At 71.4% G+C, this 21,473-nt stretch carries 17 protein-coding genes; 11 read left to right on the top strand and 6 right to left on the bottom strand.

The window, feature by feature from the left end; genetic code table 11:
* Positions 1-332 precede the first annotated feature (332 nt).
* Positions 333-1,259, top strand: coding sequence for a LysR family transcriptional regulator (locus tag ACFY4A_RS24430; RefSeq protein ID WP_390831469.1), 927 nt, complete (start codon positions 333-335; stop codon positions 1,257-1,259).
* Positions 1,260-1,334: 75 nt separating this feature from the next.
* On the opposite strand, the gene ACFY4A_RS24425 is transcribed toward ACFY4A_RS24430, so the two are convergent.
* Positions 1,335-1,952 carry a TetR/AcrR family transcriptional regulator gene (locus tag ACFY4A_RS24425; RefSeq protein ID WP_390831468.1) on the bottom strand — a complete coding sequence of 206 codons (618 nt, stop codon included), beginning with the start codon at positions 1,950-1,952 and terminating at the stop codon, positions 1,335-1,337.
* A 243-nt stretch (positions 1,953-2,195) separates the two neighbouring features.
* Between ACFY4A_RS24425 and ACFY4A_RS24420 the strand changes: the two genes are divergently transcribed.
* The 5 genes from ACFY4A_RS24420 to ACFY4A_RS24400 all read left to right on the top strand — a co-directional run bounded on the left by ACFY4A_RS24420 (position 2,196) and on the right by ACFY4A_RS24400 (position 9,032).
* The gene (locus ACFY4A_RS24420; protein ID WP_390831467.1) at positions 2,196-3,668 is read left to right on the top strand and encodes an aldehyde dehydrogenase; all 1,473 of its coding nucleotides are present in this window, start codon (positions 2,196-2,198) and stop codon (positions 3,666-3,668) included.
* 70 nt (positions 3,669-3,738) lie between these two features.
* Positions 3,739-5,106, top strand: a complete 1,368-nt coding sequence (locus tag ACFY4A_RS24415; RefSeq protein WP_390831466.1) for an aspartate aminotransferase family protein — start codon at positions 3,739-3,741, stop codon at positions 5,104-5,106.
* Positions 5,107-5,232: 126 nt separating this feature from the next.
* Positions 5,233-6,741: an APC family permease gene (locus tag ACFY4A_RS24410; RefSeq protein WP_390831465.1), complete on the top strand. Its 1,509-nt coding sequence runs from the start codon at positions 5,233-5,235 to the stop codon at positions 6,739-6,741.
* Positions 6,742-7,166: 425 nt separating this feature from the next.
* Positions 7,167-7,772, top strand: a complete 606-nt coding sequence (locus ACFY4A_RS24405; protein ID WP_390831464.1) for a class I SAM-dependent methyltransferase — start codon at positions 7,167-7,169, stop codon at positions 7,770-7,772.
* Positions 7,773-7,865: 93 nt separating this feature from the next.
* Positions 7,866-9,032: a permease gene (locus ACFY4A_RS24400; protein ID WP_390831463.1), complete on the top strand. Its 1,167-nt coding sequence runs from the start codon at positions 7,866-7,868 to the stop codon at positions 9,030-9,032.
* Between the two features lie 36 nt (positions 9,033-9,068).
* On the opposite strand, the gene ACFY4A_RS24395 is transcribed toward ACFY4A_RS24400, so the two are convergent.
* The 4 genes from ACFY4A_RS24395 to ACFY4A_RS24380 form a co-directional block, all read right to left on the bottom strand.
* Positions 9,069-9,848, bottom strand: a complete 780-nt coding sequence (locus tag ACFY4A_RS24395; protein ID WP_390831462.1) for a D-Ala-D-Ala carboxypeptidase family metallohydrolase — start codon at positions 9,846-9,848, stop codon at positions 9,069-9,071.
* A 35-nt stretch (positions 9,849-9,883) separates the two neighbouring features.
* Positions 9,884-10,585 (bottom strand): peptidoglycan-binding protein, encoded by a 702-nt coding sequence (locus ACFY4A_RS24390; RefSeq protein WP_390831461.1) that lies wholly within the window; start codon positions 10,583-10,585, stop codon positions 9,884-9,886.
* 502 nt (positions 10,586-11,087) lie between these two features.
* The gene (locus tag ACFY4A_RS24385; RefSeq protein ID WP_390831460.1) at positions 11,088-12,983 is read right to left on the bottom strand and encodes a CocE/NonD family hydrolase; all 1,896 of its coding nucleotides are present in this window, start codon (positions 12,981-12,983) and stop codon (positions 11,088-11,090) included.
* Between the two features lie 674 nt (positions 12,984-13,657).
* Positions 13,658-13,852, bottom strand: a complete 195-nt coding sequence (locus ACFY4A_RS24380) for a DUF2795 domain-containing protein (protein WP_390831459.1) — start codon at positions 13,850-13,852, stop codon at positions 13,658-13,660.
* A 510-nt stretch (positions 13,853-14,362) separates the two neighbouring features.
* Between ACFY4A_RS24380 and ACFY4A_RS24375 the strand changes: the two genes are divergently transcribed.
* A complete protein-coding gene (locus ACFY4A_RS24375) occupies positions 14,363-15,631 on the top strand; it encodes an MFS transporter (protein ID WP_390831478.1) in 1,269 nt (422 codons plus the stop codon).
* A 47-nt stretch (positions 15,632-15,678) separates the two neighbouring features.
* The gene (locus ACFY4A_RS24370; protein WP_390831458.1) at positions 15,679-16,407 is read left to right on the top strand and encodes a hypothetical protein; all 729 of its coding nucleotides are present in this window, start codon (positions 15,679-15,681) and stop codon (positions 16,405-16,407) included.
* Here the strand turns inward: ACFY4A_RS24370 and ACFY4A_RS24365 are convergent.
* Positions 16,379-17,206 (bottom strand): SDR family NAD(P)-dependent oxidoreductase, encoded by an 828-nt coding sequence (locus ACFY4A_RS24365; RefSeq protein ID WP_390831457.1) that lies wholly within the window; start codon positions 17,204-17,206, stop codon positions 16,379-16,381. The genes ACFY4A_RS24370 and ACFY4A_RS24365 overlap by 29 nt on opposite strands.
* A 101-nt stretch (positions 17,207-17,307) precedes the next feature.
* On the opposite strand from ACFY4A_RS24365, the gene ACFY4A_RS24360 reads away from it, so the two are divergent.
* From ACFY4A_RS24360 to ACFY4A_RS24350, 3 genes are all read left to right on the top strand, one after another.
* Positions 17,308-17,658 carry a VOC family protein gene (locus ACFY4A_RS24360; protein ID WP_390831477.1) on the top strand — a complete coding sequence of 117 codons (351 nt, stop codon included), beginning with the start codon at positions 17,308-17,310 and terminating at the stop codon, positions 17,656-17,658.
* Between the two features lie 7 nt (positions 17,659-17,665).
* Entirely contained in the window at positions 17,666-18,331 is a 666-nt protein-coding gene (locus tag ACFY4A_RS24355) for a GntR family transcriptional regulator (protein WP_390831456.1), read from the top strand.
* Between the two features lie 161 nt (positions 18,332-18,492).
* A complete protein-coding gene (locus ACFY4A_RS24350; protein ID WP_390831455.1) occupies positions 18,493-21,207 on the top strand; it encodes an ATP-binding protein in 2,715 nt (904 codons plus the stop codon).
* Positions 21,208-21,473: the final 266 nt, after the last annotated feature.

Raw genomic sequence — 21,473 nt, 5'->3', positions numbered from 1 at the left:
GTCCGCGTACTGGGCGTACGCGGGCGATCCCGACAACGCGGCGAGGCGCCGTGCCAGGCGTCGCGGGGCAGGCGGGACTTTCGAAACGCGCCCTACTGCTGTGACCGGAAAGGTCTGCCGGAAAGCTCGTGGCGTCCGGTGCCGGGGGCACCTCCCACGCCCTTCAGGCAGTGGGGGAGCATCACCCGCGTACTGGATCTACTCGGGTGATGCGACAACGCGGCGAGGTGCCGTGCCGGGCGTCGCGAGCCGGTGAACCTGTCCGGTCACAGCACTGGACGGCGCCGCATAAGGTCGGCACCGACACGGATCGCCACGCGCAAGGGGCACGTATGACGTCACCGGTGGGTTTCACGCTCGTACAGCTCCGCTATTTCCTCGTCGCCGCCGAACGCGGTTCGATGACGGAGGCGTCGGCGGAGCTGCACATCGCGCAGTCCGCCGTGTCCGCGGCCATCCACAACCTGGAGCGGGATCTCCAGGTGCAGCTGTTCATCCGCCGACGGGGCCGGGGGCTGACCCTCACACCCGCCGGCGAGAGGCTCCAGCAGCAGGCGAGGGATCTGCTGGCCCGCGCCCGCGAGGTCGAACGGGAGGCCCGGGGAGACGGTGAGACCATCTCCGGGCCGGTGGCCGTCGGTTGCTTCGTGACCCTGGCCCCCTACTATCTGCCACACCTGTTCAGTGAGTGCACCAGACGCTATCCGGGCATTGAGATCGAGGTGGTGGAGGCGGAGACGGACCGCCTCGTCCACGCCCTGGCGACGGGACGCATCGACTTCGCCCTCACCTACCACCTCGGTCTGTCGGCCGAGCCGGACCTGCGCAGCGAGACGATCGCCCGCGCCCCGGCCTACGTCATCGTCTCGGCCGATCATCCGCTGGCCGGTCGGGCCAGTGTGGAGCTGACCGAACTGTCCGCGGAACCGCTCGTGCTGCTCGACCTTCCCCACAGCCGCGACTACTTCCGCTCGCTGGTGGCCGCCACCGGCACCGCGCCCGATGTCCGCTACCGCACCCAGAGCTACGAGACCGTGCGCTCCCTGGTGGCCCGGGGACTGGGCTACTCCGTGCTCAACCAGCGCCCGGCGACCAGTCAGACCTACGGCGGCGGCGAGATCGCGGAACTCCAGCTCCGGGACGCCTCCCCGCTCGAAGTCAGGATCGCCTCCGTGGAGGGCGTGACCCAGACCGCCCGCGCCCGCGCGGTGATGGACCTGCTGCGGGAGATCGCCGCCGCCCGGCCCACCGAGTTCTGAGCCGGCAGCCGCTCACCGGGGAAGGGCCCGAGCGGTGGCCGCCGGGTATCTCCCGGCTCCAGCCGGGAGAGCACTTCAAAGATCGACGCAGCCCGTCATCGCCCGCGCATGGGCCAGGATCAGCTCACGGGCTCTGTCGAGGCGGAGAGCCGCGTTGTGGCTGACGATGTGCAGACCGTAGCCGTCCTCCAGGGCCACCAGCCCGTGTGCCAGATCGTGCGTGGACGCGGCGAGGGAGAACACACCGGTCGCGGCGCCGACCTCGAGGGCGGTCGTGTAGAGAGCGACCTCCCGGGCGAAGAGGGAGGTCATCAGCTCGGCGTGGCCCGGGCTGCGGCCGGCGCGCCGGTGCAGTTCGTACAGCAGCCCGTGGACCGGATCGTCCGTCATGCTCGGCAGACCGCTGTGCAGCAGTGCCCGCAGCCGTGCCGCGGGATCTTCGGCGGGTGCCTCGTCGTAGGCCCGCTGCCGTGAGGCCAGGTAGCTCTCGACCGCGCCTCGGTGCACCTCCAGTACGAGCTCGTCGAGCTCGGGGTAGTAGTACAGGACCGAGCCCTGGGAGACGCCCGCCGCGTCCGCGATGTCCTTGATGCGCAGGCCCTCCAGCCCGCGCTCCGCGATGGCCCGTCCCGCGGCGGAGACGAGGGCCTGCCTGCGTGCCGTCTGGTTGCGTGGTCTACCCGCTTTCCTCATGGTGGCCAATTCTCTGATACCCGTCTCAGGCTTCGCAAGAACTTTCCGCCGGAAGCATTGACGGCCGGTTCGCCTATTGTTTGAATCTCGACTCAAAGAACTCGGCGCCGGCATTCGCTGCCGAGCCTCCCGCCCTGTCGCGCCCGCCGTTTCTGGACGGCACTCCTGAGACGGCCCGGGCCACAGCTGATCCGAACGGGCACCGGTTCGCCCACGTCCCACGACGCAATCGAAGGCCACAGCATGCAGACGTACGCCCACTGGCGGCAGCGCGCCGCCGACCTCACGCCACGCACGCGCCTGTTCATCGACGGGGCGTGGACCGATCCCGCCGACGACCAGTGGATCCCGACCGTGAACCCCGCGACCGGCAAGACCACCGCCCACGTGGCGGCCGGCTCGGCCACGGATGTCGACCGGGCCGTGACCGCGGCCCGCACGTCCTTCGAGGACGGCCGCTGGTCGCGTACCGCACCCGCGGAGCGCAAGCGGGTCCTGCTCGCCCTCGCCCGCCTCATCGAGGAGAACAGCGAGGAACTCGCCCTCTGCGACACCCTCGACATGGGCAAGCCCATCGCGGAGTCCCACGGCACCGACGTGCCCGGCGCGGCCGGCGTCTTCGCCTGGTACGCGGAGGCCGTCGACAAGCTCTACGACGAGGTCGCCCCGGCCCCGCCCGGCAGCCTCGCCCTCGTGCGCCGCGCCCCGCTGGGCGTCGTGGGCGCGGTGGTGCCCTGGAACTTCCCCCTGGACATCGCGAGTTGGAAGCTGGCGCCCGCCCTGGCCGCGGGCAACAGCGTCGTGCTGAAGCCGGCCGAGCAGTCCCCGCTGTCGGCGCTGCTGCTGGCCGAACTCGCCTCGAGGGCCGGCCTTCCCGACGGTGTGCTGAACGTCGTCCCCGGGCCGGGGGAGACGACCGGGCGTGCTCTCGGTCTCCACCCGGACGTGGACACCCTGGTCTTCACCGGCTCCACCGCCGTGGCCCGGCGGTTCCTCGCCTACTCGGCCGAGTCGAACATGAAGCAGGTGTGGCCCGAGGCCGGCGGCAAGAGCCCCAACGTGGTCTTCGCCGACGCCGACCTCGAGGCTGCCGCGGAACGAGCCGCCTGGGGCTTCGTCTACAACTCCGGGCAGGTGTGCTCCGCCAACACCCGCCTGCTGGTCGAGGCCTCCGTCGCAAAGGAGTTCACGGCCGCGGTCGCCGAACACGCCCGCACCTGGCTGCCGGGCGACCCGCTCGACCCCACGACCCGGCTCGGACCGCTCGTCGACGAGGCCCAGGTGGAACGCGTCCTCGAAGCCCTGCGGTCATCGGGCGGCACGCTCGTGTGCGGCGGCACGCGACCCGACCGCGACGGCGCCTACCTCGACCCCACCGTCGTCACCGGCCTCGGACCCGAAGCCCCGCTCGTCCGGGAGGAACTGTTCGGCCCCGTGCTGACCGTGCTGCCCTTCCACGACGAGGACGAGGCGGTCCGCCTCGCCAACGACTCCGCCTACGGACTGGCCGCGTCCGTGTGGACCCGGGACCTCGGCCGGGCCCACCGCCTCGCCGACGCCCTCCAGGCGGGCACCGTGTCCGTCAACACCGTGGACGCGCTCAGCCCGTTCACACCCTTCGGCGGGTTCAAGCAGTCCGGCCACGGCCGTGACCTCTCGCTGCACTCCTTCGACAAGTACACCGGCCTGAAGACGACCTGGATCGTCCACGGCTGACCGCGCCGGCGACAACAGACCTCCCGGCCACCACACCCACCACCGGTACCGAACAAAGGACGCACCAGTCATGACCGGCAATGCCGCGGACCTCACCCAACTGGACCGAGCGCACATCATCCACCCCTACCTGCCGGGCAGCGCCACCGAGCGCGTCGTCATGACCTCCGGCTCCGGCTGCCGCCTCACCGACTCCGAGGGCCGCGGCTACCTCGACGCCACCGGCGGCCTCTGGCTCGCCCAGGTCGGCCACGGCCGCGCGGAACTGGCCGACGTCGCCCACGAGCAGATGAGGAAGCTGGAGTACTTCACCAGCTTCTGGGAGTTCTCCAACGAGCGCGCCATCGAACTCGCCGCGCGCCTGGCCTCCATCGCCCCGGCCCCCCTGAACCACGTCTACTTCACCTCGGGCGGCTCCGAGGGCAACGAGGCGGCCATCAAGATGGCCCGCTACTACCACCACCGGCGCGGGGAGAGCAGCCGGACCTGGATCCTGGCGCGCAGCAAGGCCTACCACGGCATCGGCTACGGCGGCGGCTCGGCCACCGGCTTCCCCGTCTACCACGAGGGCTTCGCCCCGATGATGCCGCACGTCTCCCACCTGACGCCCCCGTGGCCGTACCGCTCCGAGCTCTACGGCGACCGGCCGCTGAGCCCCGAGGAGGTCACCGACTTCCTCATCCGTGAACTGGAGGAGCGCATCGCGGAGATCGGTCCGCGGAACATCGCCGCGATGATCGGCGAACCCATCATGGGCGTCGGCGGCATGCTCGTCCCGCCGGCCGACTACTGGCCCCGGGTGCGTGAGGTCCTCGACCGGCACGGCATCCTGCTGATCTTCGACGAGGTGGTCACCGCCTACGGCCGCGTCGGCGAGTGGTTCGCCGCCCAGTACTTCGGCGTCACCCCGGACATCATCGTCACCGCCAAGGGCATCACCTCCGGCTACGTCCCACTCGGCGCCCTCCTGGTCGGCGGCCACGTCGCCGAGGTCCTGCTGCGCGACCACGGCTTCCCCATGGGCTACACCTACAACGGGCACCCCGTCGCCACCGCGGTCGCCACCGCCAACCTCGACATCATCGAGAAGGAGGGCCTCCTCGCCCGCGCGACGAGTCTGGGCGCCTTCCTCCACGGCGAACTCAAGGCCGAGCTGGGCGAGTTGCCGATCGTCGGCGAGATCCGCTCCGTCGGCATGATGCTCGCCGTCGAACTCGTCCAGGACCGTGCCACCCGCGCACCCCTGCCCCTCGACCCCGACCGGATGCCCCACGACGTCATCCGCCGCGAGACCGGCGTGATCGTGCGCGACTCCGCGCACAGCCTGGTGCTGTCCCCGCCGCTCATCATGACCGAGGCCGAGGCCAAGGAAGCGGCCTGCGCGCTGCGCAGCGTCCTGGAGCGCACCGAGCCCACCGGCGAGATCCGCGCCGCCTGACGCCTTCGGGGGAGGCCCGGCCCGCGACCGGGCCTCCCGCCCAGCACCACCCGACACGGACCCCACGCCGTCACGGCGCCCCGCGCGCCCCCTCGCAGTCTTTCCTCTCCCTCCTAGGAACTGCCCGTGTCCTCCAACCTCTCGACGACCGAACCGCGACGCGCGTCCCAGCCCGCGGCCGGCGCCCTGCAACGCAGTCTCAAGCGCTTCGACATCACCGCCATGGCCATCGCCGCGGTCATCTCCTTCGACACCGTCGGGCAGATCGCCACCGGCGGCGGTGAGGCCGCCACCTGGACGGCGGCCATGGCTCTCCTCTTCCTCGTCCCTTACGCCCTGCTGTTCGCCGAGACCGGCGCCGCGTTCCCCCAGGAAGGCGGCCCGTACGTCTGGGTCAAGCTCGCCCTGGGCCGTCCGGCAGCAGCCCTCACGACCCTCATGTACTGGGTCACCAACCCCATCTGGCTTGGCGGCTCCTTGGTCTTCCTCGCCGCGCAGACCTGGGACGGCTTCGTCTTCCACCTGGGCTCGGGCACGGTGGCCGACTACGCCTTCAAGCTGCTGTTCGTCTGGGTCGCCATTCTCACGGCCGTCGTCTCCCTGCGCCGCGGCAAATGGATCACCACCGCGGGCGCGGCGATGAAGGTCCTGGCCCTCGCCGTGTTCACCCTCACGGCCGTGCTCTACGGGGTGCGGCACGGCTTCCACGGCCTGACCGACACCCGCTTCACCCCGACGACCGCCGGCTTCCTCGCCCTCGTGCCGATCCTGCTGTTCGCCTACGTAGGCTTCGAAGCACCCAACGCCGCCGGTGAGGAGATGCACAATCCCCAGCGCGACGTGCCCGCCGCACTCGGACGCTCCGCGACCGTCGCGGCCTGCTGCTATCTGCTGCCGGTTCTCGCCCTCCTGGCCGTCGTGCCCAAGCAGCAGGTCACCGGCATCGGCGGCTTCATGGAGGGCGCCCGCCTCGTCTTCAGCGTCTACGGCGGCGCGGCCGGCCCCCTGCTGAAGCTCACCGCCGTCATGTTCGTCTTCGCTCTGCTCACCCAGGGCAGCGCCTGGATGATCGTCAGCGACCGCATGCAGGCCATGGCCGCCGCCGACGGGGGCTTCTTCACCCGCGCCCTCGGCGCCTTCCACCCGAGGCTCGGTACGCCGGTGCGCACCAATCTGCTCTCCGGAGCCGTGGCCACGGTGTTCATGCTCGCCGCCATGCGGTTCGCGAACGGCGACGCGGCCGACGTGTTCGCGGTGGTGCTCACCGTCGCCGTCACCACCCTGCTGCTGTCCTACCTGGTCGTCATTCCCGCACTGGTCCTGCTACGGACCCGCCGGCCGGACGTCCCACGGCCCTACCGCGTCCCGTTCGGCAACCGTGGCTTCATGCTCTGCGCGGCGCTCGTCTACGCCTGGATCCTGATCGGGTCGTGGTCGGCGCTCTTCCCCGGAGTCCTGGAACAGCTCTTCGGCATCGACTACGTCTTCCACGACGTCTGGGGCGTGTCCCGTGCCTCGTTCGAGGCCTTCACCCTCGGCACCGTCGTCGTACTGCTCATCGTCGGTGTCATCGGCTTCGTGGTGGCCCGCCGCGAGGACGCCGTACCGGGCGCGGCCGGCGAGGCAGGTTCTTAGCCTCGCGCGCGGGGTTCGGCGCAGGAACGACTCGTCGAAGGCGGTCACCGGCCACTGACGGGTGTTCAGGTCCTGCCTCCGGGCCGGCCGCGCTGGGGTATTGCCGTCGCGGCCGGTGCGGCTCGGTCTCCCAGCACTTGAACAGCGGCTCGACTCGGTGGCTCGGATCACAGTACGAACGGACTCGATGCGCGGCACGGTACTGGCGGCCCCCTGGTTCAGCACTTCCCCTGTCCACCTCGTGGAGGCCCACGAGATCGAAGGAAGGTTGTACGGCGCGTTCGATGAACCGCAGGGGACGGTCGACCAGGACCGGAGGAGACCCGGGTGGCCTTCGCGACCGACTACCTGGCACCAAGGCGGCGCCGGTCCGGGTGTGCCGGTCGCTTCATCGGGTGGTACAGGGTCGACCTATAGTTGGCCGTATGAGCCGTTGGAGGGAGTTGACCGGGGAGACGTCCGGCGAGGACTATGCCGCGCGGTTCGCGGCCCTGGCCCGTAGCGGGAAGGACGTGCACGGTGAGGCGCGGTTCTGTGCCGCTCTTGTGCCTGCCGGGGCGCGGGTGCTGGATGCCGGGTGCGGTACCGGACGGGTCATGATCCGGCTCGCGGAACTCGGGTACGACTGCGTCGGGGTGGACCTCGACGCGTCGATGCTGGCGGTGGCGCGGACGCAGGCGCCGGAGCTGCCCTGGTTCCAGGCTGATCTGGCCGCGTTCGAGCCGGACCTGCTCGGCATCGCGGCGGACTTCGATCTCGTGGTCGCCGCGGGCAACATTTTCCCGTTGCTCGCCGCCGGCACCGAGGCCGCGGTGGTCGAGCGCCTGGCCGCGGCCCTGCGTCCGGGCGGTCTGCTGGTCGCCGGCTTCGGCCTGGACGAAGCACACCTGCCCGTGCCGCCCGGCATCACGCTGGCAGAGTACGACGACTGCTGCGCCGCAGCCTGCCTCACCCTCGTCGACCGCTTCGCCACCTGGGACGCCGACCCTTACGAGGGCGGCGGCTATGCCGTCAGCGTTCACCGCCGGTGACGAGGACTTCGTAGTCCGGCCTTCGCCACCCTGACCCCGGCGGTGGGTGTGTCCGTCGGTCGTGTGCCGCGCCTTGCAGGGAAGGCTGCACAGATGCACGCCGTACTGCACGCACTGTCGATCACCGGGTCCATGACGTGGGAGATCACCTGGGCCCTGATCCTGGGCTTCGCCCTGTCCGCGGTCGTCCAGGCCGTGGTCCGCAAGTCCACCGTCGTCGCACTGCTCGGCAACGACCGTCCCCGCACCCTCGCCGTCGCCGCCGGGCTGGGCGTGGCGTCCTCGTCCTGCTCCTACGCCGCCGTGGCACTGGCCCGCTCCCTGTTCCGCAAGGGCGCCGACTTCACCGCGGCGATGGCCTTCGAGATCGCCTCCACCAACCTCGTCGTCGAGCTCGGCGTCATCCTCGCGCTGCTGATGGGCTGGCAGTTCGCCGCCGCCGAATTCGTCGGCGGCCCCGTCATGATCATCCTGCTGGCCGTCCTCTTCCGGCTGCTCCTGCGCGAGAGGCTGCTGCGCCAGGCCCGCGAACAGGCGGAACGTGGCCTGGCCGGGTCGATGGAGGGCCACGCGGCGATGGACATGTCCGTGCGGCGCGCAGGCTCCTTCACCCGGCGTCTGGTCTCCCGCGAGGGCTTCACCGCCGTCAGCCACGTGTTCGTCATGGAATGGGCGGCGATCCTGCGCGACCTGGTGGTCGGTCTGCTGATCGCCGGCGCCGTCGCCGCCTGGGTCCCGGACTCCTTCTGGCGCACCTTCTTCTTCGACGGCCACCCGCTCGCCGCCAAGCTGTGGGGCCCCGTCATCGGCCCGCTGGTGGCGATCGCCTCGTTCGTGTGCTCGATCGGCAACGTGCCGCTGGCGGTGGTGCTGTGGAAGGGAGGCATCAGCTTCGGCGGCGTGGTGGCGTTCATCTTCGCCGACCTGTTGATCCTGCCGATCCTCAACATCTACCGGAAGTACTACGGCGCCCGGATGGCGGCCCTCCTCCTGGGCACTTTCTACCTCGCGATGGTCGTCGCCGGTTACGTCGTGGAATTCGCCTTCGGGGGTCTCGGCCTGATCCCCGACCAGGCCGACGCGAGGCTGCCCACGGAAGGCGTCAGCTGGAACTACACCACCTGGCTCAACATCGCCTTCCTCCTCCTCGCCGCGCTTCTTCTGGTGCGGTTCTGGCGCACCGGCGGGCTGTCCATGCTGCGCATGATGGGCGGCTCACCGGGCACCGGCCACGACCGGACGGGCCCGCCCGTGCCATGACGGCGCGGACGGGCCCGGTGTGCCGGAGCGGGCGGGTCACACCACGCCGCTCTCCCACCACCAGGAGCCGGAGCCGTACGAGGGGTACTGGACACGGCTGTCGACGTGCTGCCACGAGTGCGTGTACGCCTCGAGGCCGGAGAAGCCGCAGGTCTCGGCGATCCGGTACACCTGAAGGGTGGTGTGGCCGGAGACGACGATGTCGGCGGCGACGCCGTAGAGGTGCATGCTGTTGGACGCGCCGCCCACCGAGGCGTTGTGCGCGATGCTGCGGAAGCCGGAGTTGATCGTGATCGGGCTGTTGCCGGCCTTCTTGCGCACCGCCTCCAGCTTGTACATCAGCCGGCGGACGTTCTCCTTGACCGTCGCGGCGCCGACCTTGCCGTTGTTGAAGCCGGAGCCGTCCTTGGAGTAGAACTCGCTGAAGTCGAAGTGGGCGGTCGATCCGTCGCTCGCCTCGAGGCTGTTGAGGACGCTCTGGGTCTGCGGGCCGACGATGCCGTCCGCGCTCAGGCCGTAGGCGGACTGGAAGCGCTGGACGGCGGCGGCCGTGGCCGGGCCGAATGCGCCGTCCCAGGCGACGTACGTCTGGGAGGCGCTGCTGGCCGCCCAGCCGCCGACGCGGATCTGGAGCTCCACCACGTCGGAGCCGGAGGCGCCCTGCTGGAGGGTACGGGACCAGCCGTAGGCCGAGGCGGTGCCCGCCGAGGCGACGCCTGTGACCGCCGCCACGCCGAGCGCGGCCGTCACGCCCGCCGCGCTCCGGAACAGGGTCCGGCGGTCGATGCTTCGGTGGGGGTGTCGTGCCGGGTTCATGGAATTCTCCTCCATTGGTGACTACGCCCCGAGGGTCAAGCGACCAGGGCCTGCCAGGTGTTGGAACCGACGATGCCGTCCACGGCGAGGCCGTGCGCGGACTGGAAGGAACGCACCGCGGAGTCGGTCGCGGGCCCGAACGCGCCGTCGACCGTCAACGCGGAACCGTGCGCGTTGAGTTGGCTCTGCACCGCCTGGACCGCGGGTCCCGACGAACCCTGCCGTACGGTGACGATGAGGGCCTGCCAGGTGGCGGGTCCGACGATGCCGTCCGCGGCGAGGCCGTGCGCGGACTGGAACGAGCGCACCGCGGGGTTGTACGCGCCGTTGTACTGCTGGCAGAAGTAGGGGCTGGTGCAGGTCGTGCCTTCGGTGGCCTTGACATAGGCGAAGGCGGCACTCTTGCTCTTGACCGAGGCCCAGTCGACGTTGCCTTGGTAACCGCTGACGTCGAGGCCGGCCGGCCCCGTGCTGACGGCGAGCGAGGCGGCGGCCGACAGCGAACCCGCGCCCAGGCGCTGGAGTCCGGATTCGGCGTGGTCCTGGTCCGGGTGCGTCATGCGCACCGGGATCCCGGAGGCGGTCCCGGGGCCGCCGGCGGCCGTCGCCGAGGCGGTGCCGGGCAGGACCAGCAGGGTCAGGGCCGCGCCCGGCAGCGCGGCCGCACGGGCGAACGTCCGGAGGGGGCCGGTACCGGTGTCGTCGGGTCTGAACCGCGAGAGGGTGGCTGCAGGCACGGTGCTCCCGGATGTGTGGAGGGACACTGCGATGCGCTTGGGCCGGGGTGGCCGTGGTACGGCCATCGACGATAGGTGTGGGGCGTCGAAGCTGTGAGCGGTGGTGAGTGCCGGTCGCGGTTTTTTTGGGGGAATTCGGCTGGCGCCTGGCGTGCCTCAACTCATCGGCATCCAGGTTGGGTTGACGCGCGTAAACGTAAGGGATGTGTTGGCATGCTCGCAACATGTTCGGGGTTGCGAAAAATTCAAATCAGGTGCGGCGGTTCTTGGGCGGCGCGCGCGGAAACCGGGCAGGAAGCGCCGTCGGGAGGCCGGTTGGCGGTGAATTGTTCACCTACGGCTCGGCCGGACGTCACCGGGACGATCCGTGTCTCCAGGGCCCAGTTTTGACGCATGGGCCCGAACAGCTGTCGCCGCACCCTCGCGTGCCTGGCGTATCCATACGCCAACGAGGGCCCCGACCGCGGGTGGTCGGGGCCCTCGTTGAATGTTCCGGCTCGGCTCAGATGTGGTCGCCGGGGGTCACCGTGAACGTCGCGGGACCGGCGGGCAGGTTCACCGTGTACTGGCGCAGGTAGGTGTCCAGGAACGGTGAGCGGGCGCCGGGGGTGGCGGTGTCGCGGGCCGGGTCGTCCAGGGCCAGCCTGAGCTGCGCGCCCTTGACCGCGACCGTCTGGCCGGACGGCGTGGCACGCCAGGAGCCGGTCTGGATGGAGCCGATCTCCACGGCCAGGACGTGACCTGCGGCCAGGGTCCAGTCGGTCGCCTTCAGATCGACGGTCATCCGGCCCGAACGCAGCAGGGAGACCTGCTCGTCGAACATGACGGCGGTGCCGTTCGGGGCGATGTCGTACAGCTTGAGCATGACGTTGCCCTCTCCCCTGGCGGTCAGGGAGAGCTGCGGGGTGCCGGTGACGCGCACCGCCTGTCCGACCGGCTTCGACCACACGAAGAAGCTCGACGTGACCTTGCCGTCCTTCTGGAGCTTCGCCAGCCCCCTGGCCAGGCCCTTCGGGGCGGCCTGGTCGGTCGCGGGCGCGTTCTCCATGTCCCACTGGCCGGACGGCTTCCCGAGCGTCTGCGGCGCCGGCTCGCCGGACGCGGCGGCCAGGGCCGCGCGGCCCGAGGCGCCACCGTCGTCCAGGTACGAGCCGTTGCCCAGCGGGAGGGTGACGGACCGCTTCACGACCGGCCAGGTGTTCTGGGCGCGCCAGGCACCGGTGGAGTCCTCCACGGCGTAGGCCGGGTACTCGACCTGCGGCTTGATGCCCTTGAGGTACTCGTCGTAGAAGGAGAGGGTCTCGTCGTACCAGCCCTCGCGGCCCATCGACAGCCGCCCGTCGCTGGTGCGGTCGCCGCCGCGCACGTGCTCCCACTGGCCGAGCCAACCGCGCTCCGGGCCCGCGTGGTTGTCGAGGTACTCCTGCATCTCCTCGGGCTTGGTGTTGTTCTCGATGAAGCCCTGGGTGACGAACAGCGGGGTCTTGGTGCCCTTGGCCATCTTCGCCAGGTCACGGTCGGTCCAGTGCTTGTCCCACTGGTCGGCGATCTTGTACCCGGCCGAGTTCTGGGTGAGGCACTCCGGGTGGGTCTTCTCCCACTGGGCGTTGGCCAGGTAGCGCGGGTCGTCGTCCGCCATCTGGGAGACCGTGGCGATGGAGTTGTAGGCGTTGGCGGTGCCGGTGACGTTCGGGCGGGGCACTCCGTTGGAGTAGATGTACTGGTACATGTCCCACACGGGCTCCTGGGCGACGACGGCCTTGAGGGCCTTCTGGCTCAGGTTGTTGCCGATCAGGCCCGTGACGGCGTCGTACGACTTGCCGTACATGCCGACCGCGCCCGTGCTCCACGGCTGGCTCGCGGCCCAGTCGATCGCGGCCTTGACGTCGGCCTGCTCGCCGGGACCGGCCCAGTCGAGGCAGCCGGTGGAGCCGCCGAAGCCGCGCAGGTCCACCATGACGAAGGCGTAACCCTGGGCGAACAGGTCGGTGCCCTCGATGAAGTCCTGGAAGCGGGACGAGGGGCCGGTGTGCTTCCAGCCCTCGGGGCCGGTCTGCCCGGAGTGTCCGAAGTAGGGGCCGACCGACAGGATGACGGGCACCTTCTTGCCCGGGGCCAGTCCCTCGGGCAGCAGGACGTCGGCGTGCAGCTCGGTGTCGGAGCCGTCCGAGGACGGGAAGTAGTGCTGCGTCCAGAGCGAGCCCTTCGGGACGCGGTCGTTCTCCTCATGGGTGACGGGGGCGGTCGCGGCGGCGACCGCCCCCGTCCGGGTCTGCTCCGCGGCGGGCTGGGCCGCGGCGCCGGGCACCGCGGTGGCGGGGCCGGCGAGCGCGGCGGTCAGCGCGAAGGTGGTGACGAGTGCCGAGGCGGCCGCGACGGCCGTGCGACGTCTGTTCACTTGCTCCTCCCGGAGTGTCAGGTACGGGGCGGTGCAGGTGGTGCGGTCGTGCACGGCCCCTGACCCACCGTCAGGGCGACGAGGGGCGGTCGCACGCATGCGGAAAGCCGGATCGTGATCGCGGGCTGGAGCCGTCGGCGACGGAGCCTATGATCATCATTGAAACGAGTCAACGGGGCCGTGTGTTCTGCGTGTTGCCGATGTGGCCCCGTCCGGTTCGGCGGCCAATGGGCGCGCGGAGGCGCCGGTCGACGGCGAAGCGCTCCGCCGACCGCGTCAGGAGCGCCTGGAATGGATCAGTGAAGGCCTCTCGCGGGCGTGGATCCGAAGTAGCGAGAGGAGGGCGGCTTCGAGTCCCGCCCTCCGTGCCTGATGGCCTCCCGCCTCCGTGCCTGATGGTCCATCAGATTGCCATGTACCTGCCTGGCCTATCCAGATCGCGGTACAGCTGCCTGACCGTTCGGATCGTCGTGTGCATGCCTGGCAGTGCGGGCGCGTCGGCGGCCGCGCCGCCCCACAGTCTGGATCACCCGGCCGTGCCGGCTCCGGCCGGCCGTCCCGCGTGGATCTCCTGCCCGGCGCGCACCATGCGCCGGTACCGGTGGCCCGGAAGGAAGTGGACGCACGACGCGGCGGCCGGGCAGATGCTCGGCCGCCGCGCTCCGGACGCCGGATCACTCGTTCTCGAAGACGGCCTTGCTCACCTCGGCCGGGTTCTCGAACCTCTTCCTCCCAAGGTGCGAGATGCGTTCCGTGATGTCCTTGGACGCGTGGTTGTTCCGGGCGACCTTCTCGAGTTGCTCGGCGTCGGCCGGATACTCCGCGCCGGACAGCGCTTTCTGCAGATCCGTGGGGCTGATACTCGCCATGGCTCCTCCAAGGCCATGAGACGGTCTGTCTCCGGTTGGGGCGGCGCTTCGAAAAGCGCCGGACCCCCGAGTACCCGCATGGCGCCAAGACGCTGCCTCCCGGTCCGCGGGCGGGCGCCGCGGCTGTGCGCGGACCCTGTGAGCAAGGGCACAGGAGCGGCAAGTCCCCCCGGGCTGTGCGGTGTTGTCCTCACCCCGTGCCCCGGGAGCGAGCTGCGCCACAGCGCCCGGGCAACCCGTCTGTCACGATGGGCCGCGCCGCACCACTGCCTCCCAGGGGGCTACCCGGTGGTACGGCATCCCGCCAGAGCCGATGGAGCGACCGCGCAGCGCAGCACGGTGTTCCCATGCTGCCGCCGATTCCCTGAGTGAGTCCCCCGAGGCCCCTCTTCGAGTACGCCTGTGCCTTCTTCTCCTGCCGTCTCCGTGCCCCCTCCTGCCGCCGCCCCCGCCGCCGGACCGCCGGCGGCCGCGTCCACCTCACCGTGGCGATCCCTGAAGTACCGCAGCATGCGCTGGTGGTCTTTGGCGAACTTCGTATCGAACGCCGGTACGTGGATGCAGCTCACAGTTCAGAACCTGCTGGTTCTCAAGATCACCGGGTCCGCCGCGGCCACGGGTCTGTCGATCTCCGTCCAGGCCGCCCCCGCGCTTCTCGTGAGCCTCGTGGGCGGCGCCGCCGTGGACCGCCTGCCGCGCAAGCTGACCGCCGCCGTCAGTCAGGCGCTGCTCGGCTGTGTCGCCTTCGTGACGGCCGTCCTCGTCGCGTTCGGGCACCTGAACCTGCCCATCCTGATGGTGCTGGCCGCCGTCACCGGCCTCATCGCCACGGTCGACGGTCCCGCCTGCGCCCTGCTCGGCAATGACCTCGTACCCACGGAGGACGTTCCGTCCGCCATCGGAGTGGGCTCGCTGGTGCACAGCGCGGGCCGGCTGGCGGGGACCGCGCTCGCCGGTGTGACGGTCGCCTTCCTCGGCACCGCGGCCGCCTACGCCGCCAATGCCGTGTCCTTCCTCTTCGTCGCCTCGGTCATCCCGTTCCTGCGTCCGGTCAGGAACGCCACCCGGCGGGTGGCGGGCGGCACGGGACGCCGCCCCGCCCGGCGGGGCGGCCGGGCGGCGGACCAGGACCTGACCGTCCGGCAGGGCGTGGCCTTCTTCCTGCGCCGCCCCCGGCTGGTCGCGCTCGCCGGCGTGACCGGCGTCAGCGCGGTGTTCGGCCGGAACTACGGCCTCACCCTGGCCGTGCTGGTCACCGGCCCGCTGGCCGGCGGCGCCGGAGCGTTCGGCACGGTCTCCACCGTGCTCGCCGTCGGCGGCATCCTCGGCGCGGTCCTCGGGGCCAGGCTGCGCCGTCCCTCGGTCCGGATCGTCGGCACCCTGGCGGCCGCGGGTGGTCTCCTCCAGGTCGTGGCGGCGCTCTCGCCCTCGCTGGCCGTGCTGTTGGTCCTGGTCCTGCCCATGGCCGTGGTGGAGTCCGTCTCCGACACCGCCGGAACGACCGTCCTGCAGACCGACCCGCCCGCCCACCTGCGCGGACGCGTGCTCGGAGTCTGGAGCACCATCAGCACGGCCTGGGGCCTCGCCGGCCCGCCCGCCCTGGGCCTTCTCATGCAGTTCGCCGGGGCACGCGGAGCCCTCGTCTCCGGTGGACTGATCATCGCCGGTTCGATCGGGGTGGGCATGGCCCTCCGCCGTCGCCGCAGCGCCGCGACGATGGTTCTGCGCACAGAGGACCGCGGGGTGGCCGGCCAGCCGGAGCTGAGCACCGCCGCGTGAGGCGGGCCGGACGGCCGCCCTGCCGGCGTGACCTGTCCGCTGCGCCGATGGCCCCGTGGGTGTTCGGCTCGGCCGCCGTCGCCTACGCGGTCACCCCCCAACTGGTCGGCGACCGGATCGGGAACCCCGGTGCAGAGGGTGCACACGGTCAGCAGGGCGGCGTAGGCCAGGGCCCAGCGCTGGTCCAGCCCTTCGCCAAGCGCCTGGACTCGCTCGACTCGGCACGGGGCATCATCGTCTCGATGATCCTCATGGCCTGCGGTATGGCCGTCTGCGTCGGCGACGCGGCCGTTCGCTCGCCCTGGCTCGGCCTCGGCGGAGCCGTCCTGCTGGGGGCCGCCTACGGCATCGGGGTCGTCTCGGGCCTGCTGGAGATCCAGCGGATCGTCACCCCCGACGAGATGGCCGGCATCACCGGCGTCTACTGCGCCCTGTGCTACTCGGGGTTCTCGCTGCCCGCCGTCCTGGCGGCGCCGTCCACGCTGGCGTCCTACACCGTGATGCCCGCCGTCCTGACCCTCCTCGCCCTGACCAGTCTCGCGCTGATCGCCACCTCCTCGGGGCGGACCGCCGGTGCCCTCGCCGCCGGCGGGGCCGGCACCGCCGAGCCCCGGCCCGCCGAGGCTCCGGTCCGCTGGCCCCACCGCGCCCTGCCCGCGCGGAGCGCGCACCCGCCCCTCGACACGGTGCGGCCCGGCGAGGCGGTCGACTGCCGACCACCTCGCCGGGCCGCACCGTGGGGCGCTGTCACTGCCCTGTCACTGCCGTCGCGGTGATCCCGAAGCCGTCGGCGGACCAGCCGCCGTCGCTCACCATGACCTGGCCGGTGATGTTGGCCGAGACGTCGGAGGCGAGGAACAGGGCGAGGTTGGCGATGTCGCCCGGACTGCCGAGCCGGGACAAGGGGGTGCGGGACCGCAGCGCCGTCAGGTCGAGGCGACCGGCCGCGGCGAGCGAGGCGACCAGGTCGGTCTCCACGTAACCTGGCGCGAGGGCGTTCACCCGGACACCGGCGGACGCCCACTCGACCGCCAGGACCTTGGTCAGCGAGGCGACCGCGGCCTTGGACGCGCAGTAGGCGGCCCGTGCGGGCGCCGCGACGACCCCGTACATCGACGAGGTGTTGAGGACGACCCCGCGGCCCTGCGCGGTCATGATCCTCCCCGCGGCCTGGGCGCAGACGAAGACCCCGGTGAGGTTGATGTCGACGGACCGCTTCCACAGCTCGATGTCGAGGTCGAGCGAGGGGGCGTTGGCCGAGATCCCCGCGTTGTTGACCATGACGTCGAGGGAGCCGGTGCGTTCCTGGAAGCCGCCCAGCGCGTCGCCGATCGCCGCCGGGTCGGTGACCGATGCGGCGCTGGCCTCGATCGTCTGCTCCGGATGGGCGGCGGCCAGACGCGCGCGGACGCCGTCCAGCTCCTCCCCGTCGATGTCGATCAGCTGCACATGGCAGCCGCCGGCGGCGAAGGCCCGCGCCATGCTCAGCCCCAGGCCGCGGGCGGCACCGGTGACGCTGACGGATCTGCCCCGCAGGTCCGCGTAGACGGCGCCGGCGGTGGTGGTGTCTGACATGCTGTCGATCCTTTTACTCGGGCTCGTGCTCGGGCCATTCGCTCGGGCTCGTGCTCGGGATGTTGCGGCGTCAGGCCATGTGGAGGCCGCCGTTGACGTGGATGACCTCGCCGTGCACGTGTGCGGGCGGGCCCAACTTCGAGATCTTCGAGTACGAGGCCCCCGACCAGTCACCGAGGCCGCCCCGCAACAGCGACGTCGGCGGCCACCACCTCGCCTTCTACGTGGAGGACCTGGACGAGGCCGTCGCCCATCTGCGTGGCCGCGGTGTCCGCGTGCTCGGCGAGCCCACCGCCAGCTCCGGCCCCAGCTCCGGGCAGCGTTGGGTGTACTTCCTCACCCCGTGGGGGATGCAGCTGGAGCTGGTCTCCTTCCCCGCGGGCAAGGCGTACGAGAAGGACGCGCCGGTCCGGCTGTGGCAACCTGAGCTGCACGCACCCTCGACGCGCTAGGAAGGCCATGCTTCAGCCATCGACCGTCGCCAGCCAGCGGATCGCGGACCATCTCCGCGACGCGATCCTGAGCGGACAGCTCTCGCCGGGCACGCGGATCCGGCAGGAGGACCTCGCCGCCTCGCTGGGATCCAGCCGGCTGCCGGTCCGCGAGGCCCTGCGGATCGTGGAGGCCGAGGGGCTGATCGTCCTCAAGGCCAACAGCGGTGCCTGGGTGTCCAGGATGGACCGCACGGAGTGCGAGGACATCTACAAGATCCGCGAGCGCATCGAGCCGCTCGCGCTGGCCGAGAGCATCCCCCACCTCACCGCCGACCAGGTGGACCGGATGGAGGGGATCCAGGACGAGATCGAGGCCAACGCCGACCCCGACCGCTTCCTCGTCCTGGACCGCGAACTGCACCTGGCCACCTATGCCGGCTGCCGGATCGAGCAGCTCAGCGCCATGGTCCGCCGGTCCTGGAACACCACCCAGCACTACCGCAGGGCCTACGCCAGGCTCATCGACGCCTCCGGCCGCAGGCTCATCAACTACGAGCACCGGCTGATCCTGGACGCCGTACGGCGTGCCGACACCACCGACGCCGAACGTTTTCTGGCCGGTCACATCCGGCGCACCCGGCTGGCCCTGGCGCAGCACCCCGAGCTGTTTCCGGCCGATCCAGCTTCCTGACAGGGCGTCAGGTAGGGCGTGAGTATCCTCTCACGGCCGTCCGCAACCAATTCGCATGCAACTGTGCAGTCCGCGTGTGCGTTTCGCTAGGCTTCCAGGCATACCGGCAGATCAGGGGTAACGGAGTGTCGGAACGGCAGCGCACCGAGAGGACCACCGTCGTGGATGGACGCGATCGGCTGGGGAAGCCCCTGTACGAGCGCGAGAACGAGGTGACCGCCGCTCAGAAGGCAGTGGAGGGGATCTGCGCGGGCGGTGGGAACGGCGAAGGCAGGCGGGGCGGGCTGCTGTTCTTCAGCGCCGCCGCCGGACTGGGCAAGACGACCGTGCTGGCCGAGGTGCGGCGCATGGCCGCCGCCCGCGGCTGCACCGTGCTGTCCGCCCGGGGCAGCGAGCAGGAGCACACCGTCCCCTTCCACGTCGTACGCCAGTTGCTCCAGCCCGTCCTCGCGTCCTGTGCCGAGGCCGAGCGCCGCGAGATCTTCGGCGGGTGGTACGAGATCGCCGGACCTGCCGTCGGCCTGTTCGCTCAGCAGACCGGTACCGCCGGCCCGGACCCGCAGGGCGTCCGGGACGGTCTGGACTGGGTCGTCACCCAGGTGGCCGTGCGCCGCGCACCGGTCGTGATCGTCCTCGACGACGCCCACTGGGCCGACCTGGAGTCGCTCGCCTGGCTCGCCGCCTTCGCGGTGAGAGCGCAGGAACTCCCCGTGCTGGTGGTCGTCGGCTACCGCCCGGACGAAGTGCCCGCCGAGGCGCAGACGTTCCGCGAACTGGTCGACGGCCGCAGCGGACGGCCGATCCCGCTGCACGCCCTCAGCCCGGAGGCGGTGACCGAACTGGTGCGGGGCTCGCTCGGAGCGGAGGCCGACGACGTCTTCTGCCGCGAGTGCTGGGTCGTCACCGGCGGCAACCCCTACGAGGCCGTCGAACTCATCGCCAGGGTCCATGACCGGGGCCTCGCCCCGGACGCGGAGTCGGCCTCCCTGCTGGGTGAACTCGCCGCGAGCGCACGGGGCACCGGCCTGGTCAAACGCCTGGAGAGGCTCGGCCACGCCGCGGTCCGGCTCGCCTGGGCCGCCGCGGTGCTCGGTACCGAGATCTCCGCTGAGCTCGCCGCGTCCGTGGCCGGACTGCCCCCGGCCGAGGCACAGGACGCCGTGGACCGGCTGCGCGTCGCCCGCATCCTCACCGGCAGCCGCACCCTCGAGTTCATCCACCCGCTCATCGCCACCGCCGTGTACCAGGCCATCCCGCCGACCACGCGCACCGCGCTGCACGGTCAGGCCGCCTGGGCGGTCACCGACGCCGGCCTGGGCATCACCGCCGCCGCCCGGCACCTGCTCGAGACCCACCCCGAGGGCGACCCGAACACCGTCCGGCAACTGCGCGCCGCCGCCCGCGAGAACCTCCGTCTGGGCGCGCCCGACGCGGCCCGGCGCTGTCTGGAACGCGCGCTGCGCGAACCTCCCGCGCCCGAGGACCGCGCGAGCGTGCTCTACGAACTCGGCTGCTCCGCCCTGCTCACCGCTCCCGCCACCACGGTCAACCACCTCAGCGCGGCCCTGGAACAGCCCTTCCTGGACCCCGAGCTCAGGGAGAACGCCACCTTCCGGCTGGCCCAGGTGTTCGCGCACAACGACGAACTCGCCAAGGCGGCCGCCGTCGCAGGCGCCGAGGTGGCCCGGTCCGAATCCCCACGGGCACGACTGCGCATGCAGGTCGCGCACTACCTGTGGCTGGTCTTCGACGCGCACGAAGAGCAGGCGTCCGACCGCTCCCGCCGGCTCGCACGGCTCGTCGAGCGCCTGCCCGGACAGGCCATCGAGGAGCGGGCCCTGCTGTGCATCCGTACCTGGGACGCGATGCTGCGCGGGGAGCCGGCCGCGGACACGCTGGACATCGCCGCACGCGCCATGGGCCTGAGCTACACCGACCCGGACTGGGGCTTCGAACTGCCGAGCGTGGCCGCGCTCAGCTACATGTACGCCGACGAATGCGACCGCGCGGAGGAGCTGTTCAGTTCGGCCATCGCCGAGTGCGAGCAGGTCGGGTGGAGCGGTGCCCACCTCTCCTTCGGCTTCACCCTCCTCGGCCTGGTCCGGTTCCGGCGCGGGATGCTCGCCAAGGCGGAGGAGTGCGCACGTGAGGGTGTGCGCCTGGCCGAGCGGGTGGGCGACCGGGTGCCCGCCCGCTGGTACGCCGTGGGCCTGCTGGTGGACGTCCTGTTGTCCCGGGGCCGCGTGGAGGAGGCGCTGCGGGTCGCCAGGACGTACGACTTCGCGCCCCCGTACCTGAACGCGGTGGTCTTCCCGGACTCCCAGACGGTCTACGGGCGACTGCTTCTCGCCCGTGGTCTGCGCAAGGAGGCCGAGGCCCAACTCACGGCCGCCGCAGCCCGGTTGGAGGCCAAGGGCATCCTCAATCCGACCTGGTGCCCCTGGGCGGGACACCTCGCCCTCGCCGTCGCCGAGGAGGACCCCCTGCGCGCCCGCGCCCTCACGGCGAAGATGCTGCGGCGGGCGGAGCGCTACGGCACGCCCACCGCCATCGGTGAGGCGCTGGGCTTCAGCGCGGCGGTGGCCGAGGACGGGCAGGCGCTGCCCCTGCGGGAGCGCGCGGTGGAGATACTGCGCCGATCCCCCAGCCGGCACGCGTACGCCGAGGCCCTGATCGACCTGGGCGCGGAACTCCGGCGCGGCGACAGCACGGATCGGGCGACCGAGCTTCTTTCCGAGGGTGTCGAGTTGGCGGAGGAGTGCGGTGCCGACCGTCTCGCCGAGCGGGGCCGCGCCGGGCTGGCCGGGATGAAACTGCGGCTCAACGGGACACGCCCGTTGGCACGGCGCGGAGCCAGCGCCGCGGAGCAGAGCTGAACCGGAGCGGAAAGAAGGGGATTTTCAGCGAGGGCGGCCCAGACCGCCTCGCGTGCCCGGACGATGGCCTGGCTGCGCTGGGTGAGGTGCAGCTTGGCCAGGATCGCCGAGACCTTGTTCGCCACGGTCTGTCGGCATCGTCCTCGGGCTGCTGCTGCTCGGCCTCGCCCTGCGGCGCAGCGGCGCCGCCCCGGCCTGGGCGGGCATCGCCTGGCACTGGGCGGCTTCACCCACCCCCTTCATGCCGGGGCACATCGCGTCCGGCG

It is taken from the genome of Streptomyces sp. NPDC001292, assembly GCF_042896465.1.
Lineage (GTDB): Bacteria > Actinomycetota > Actinomycetes > Streptomycetales > Streptomycetaceae > Streptomyces.
The sequence above is the reverse complement of the archived record's forward strand: the minus strand, read 5'-3'. Positions and strand labels throughout refer to the sequence as shown.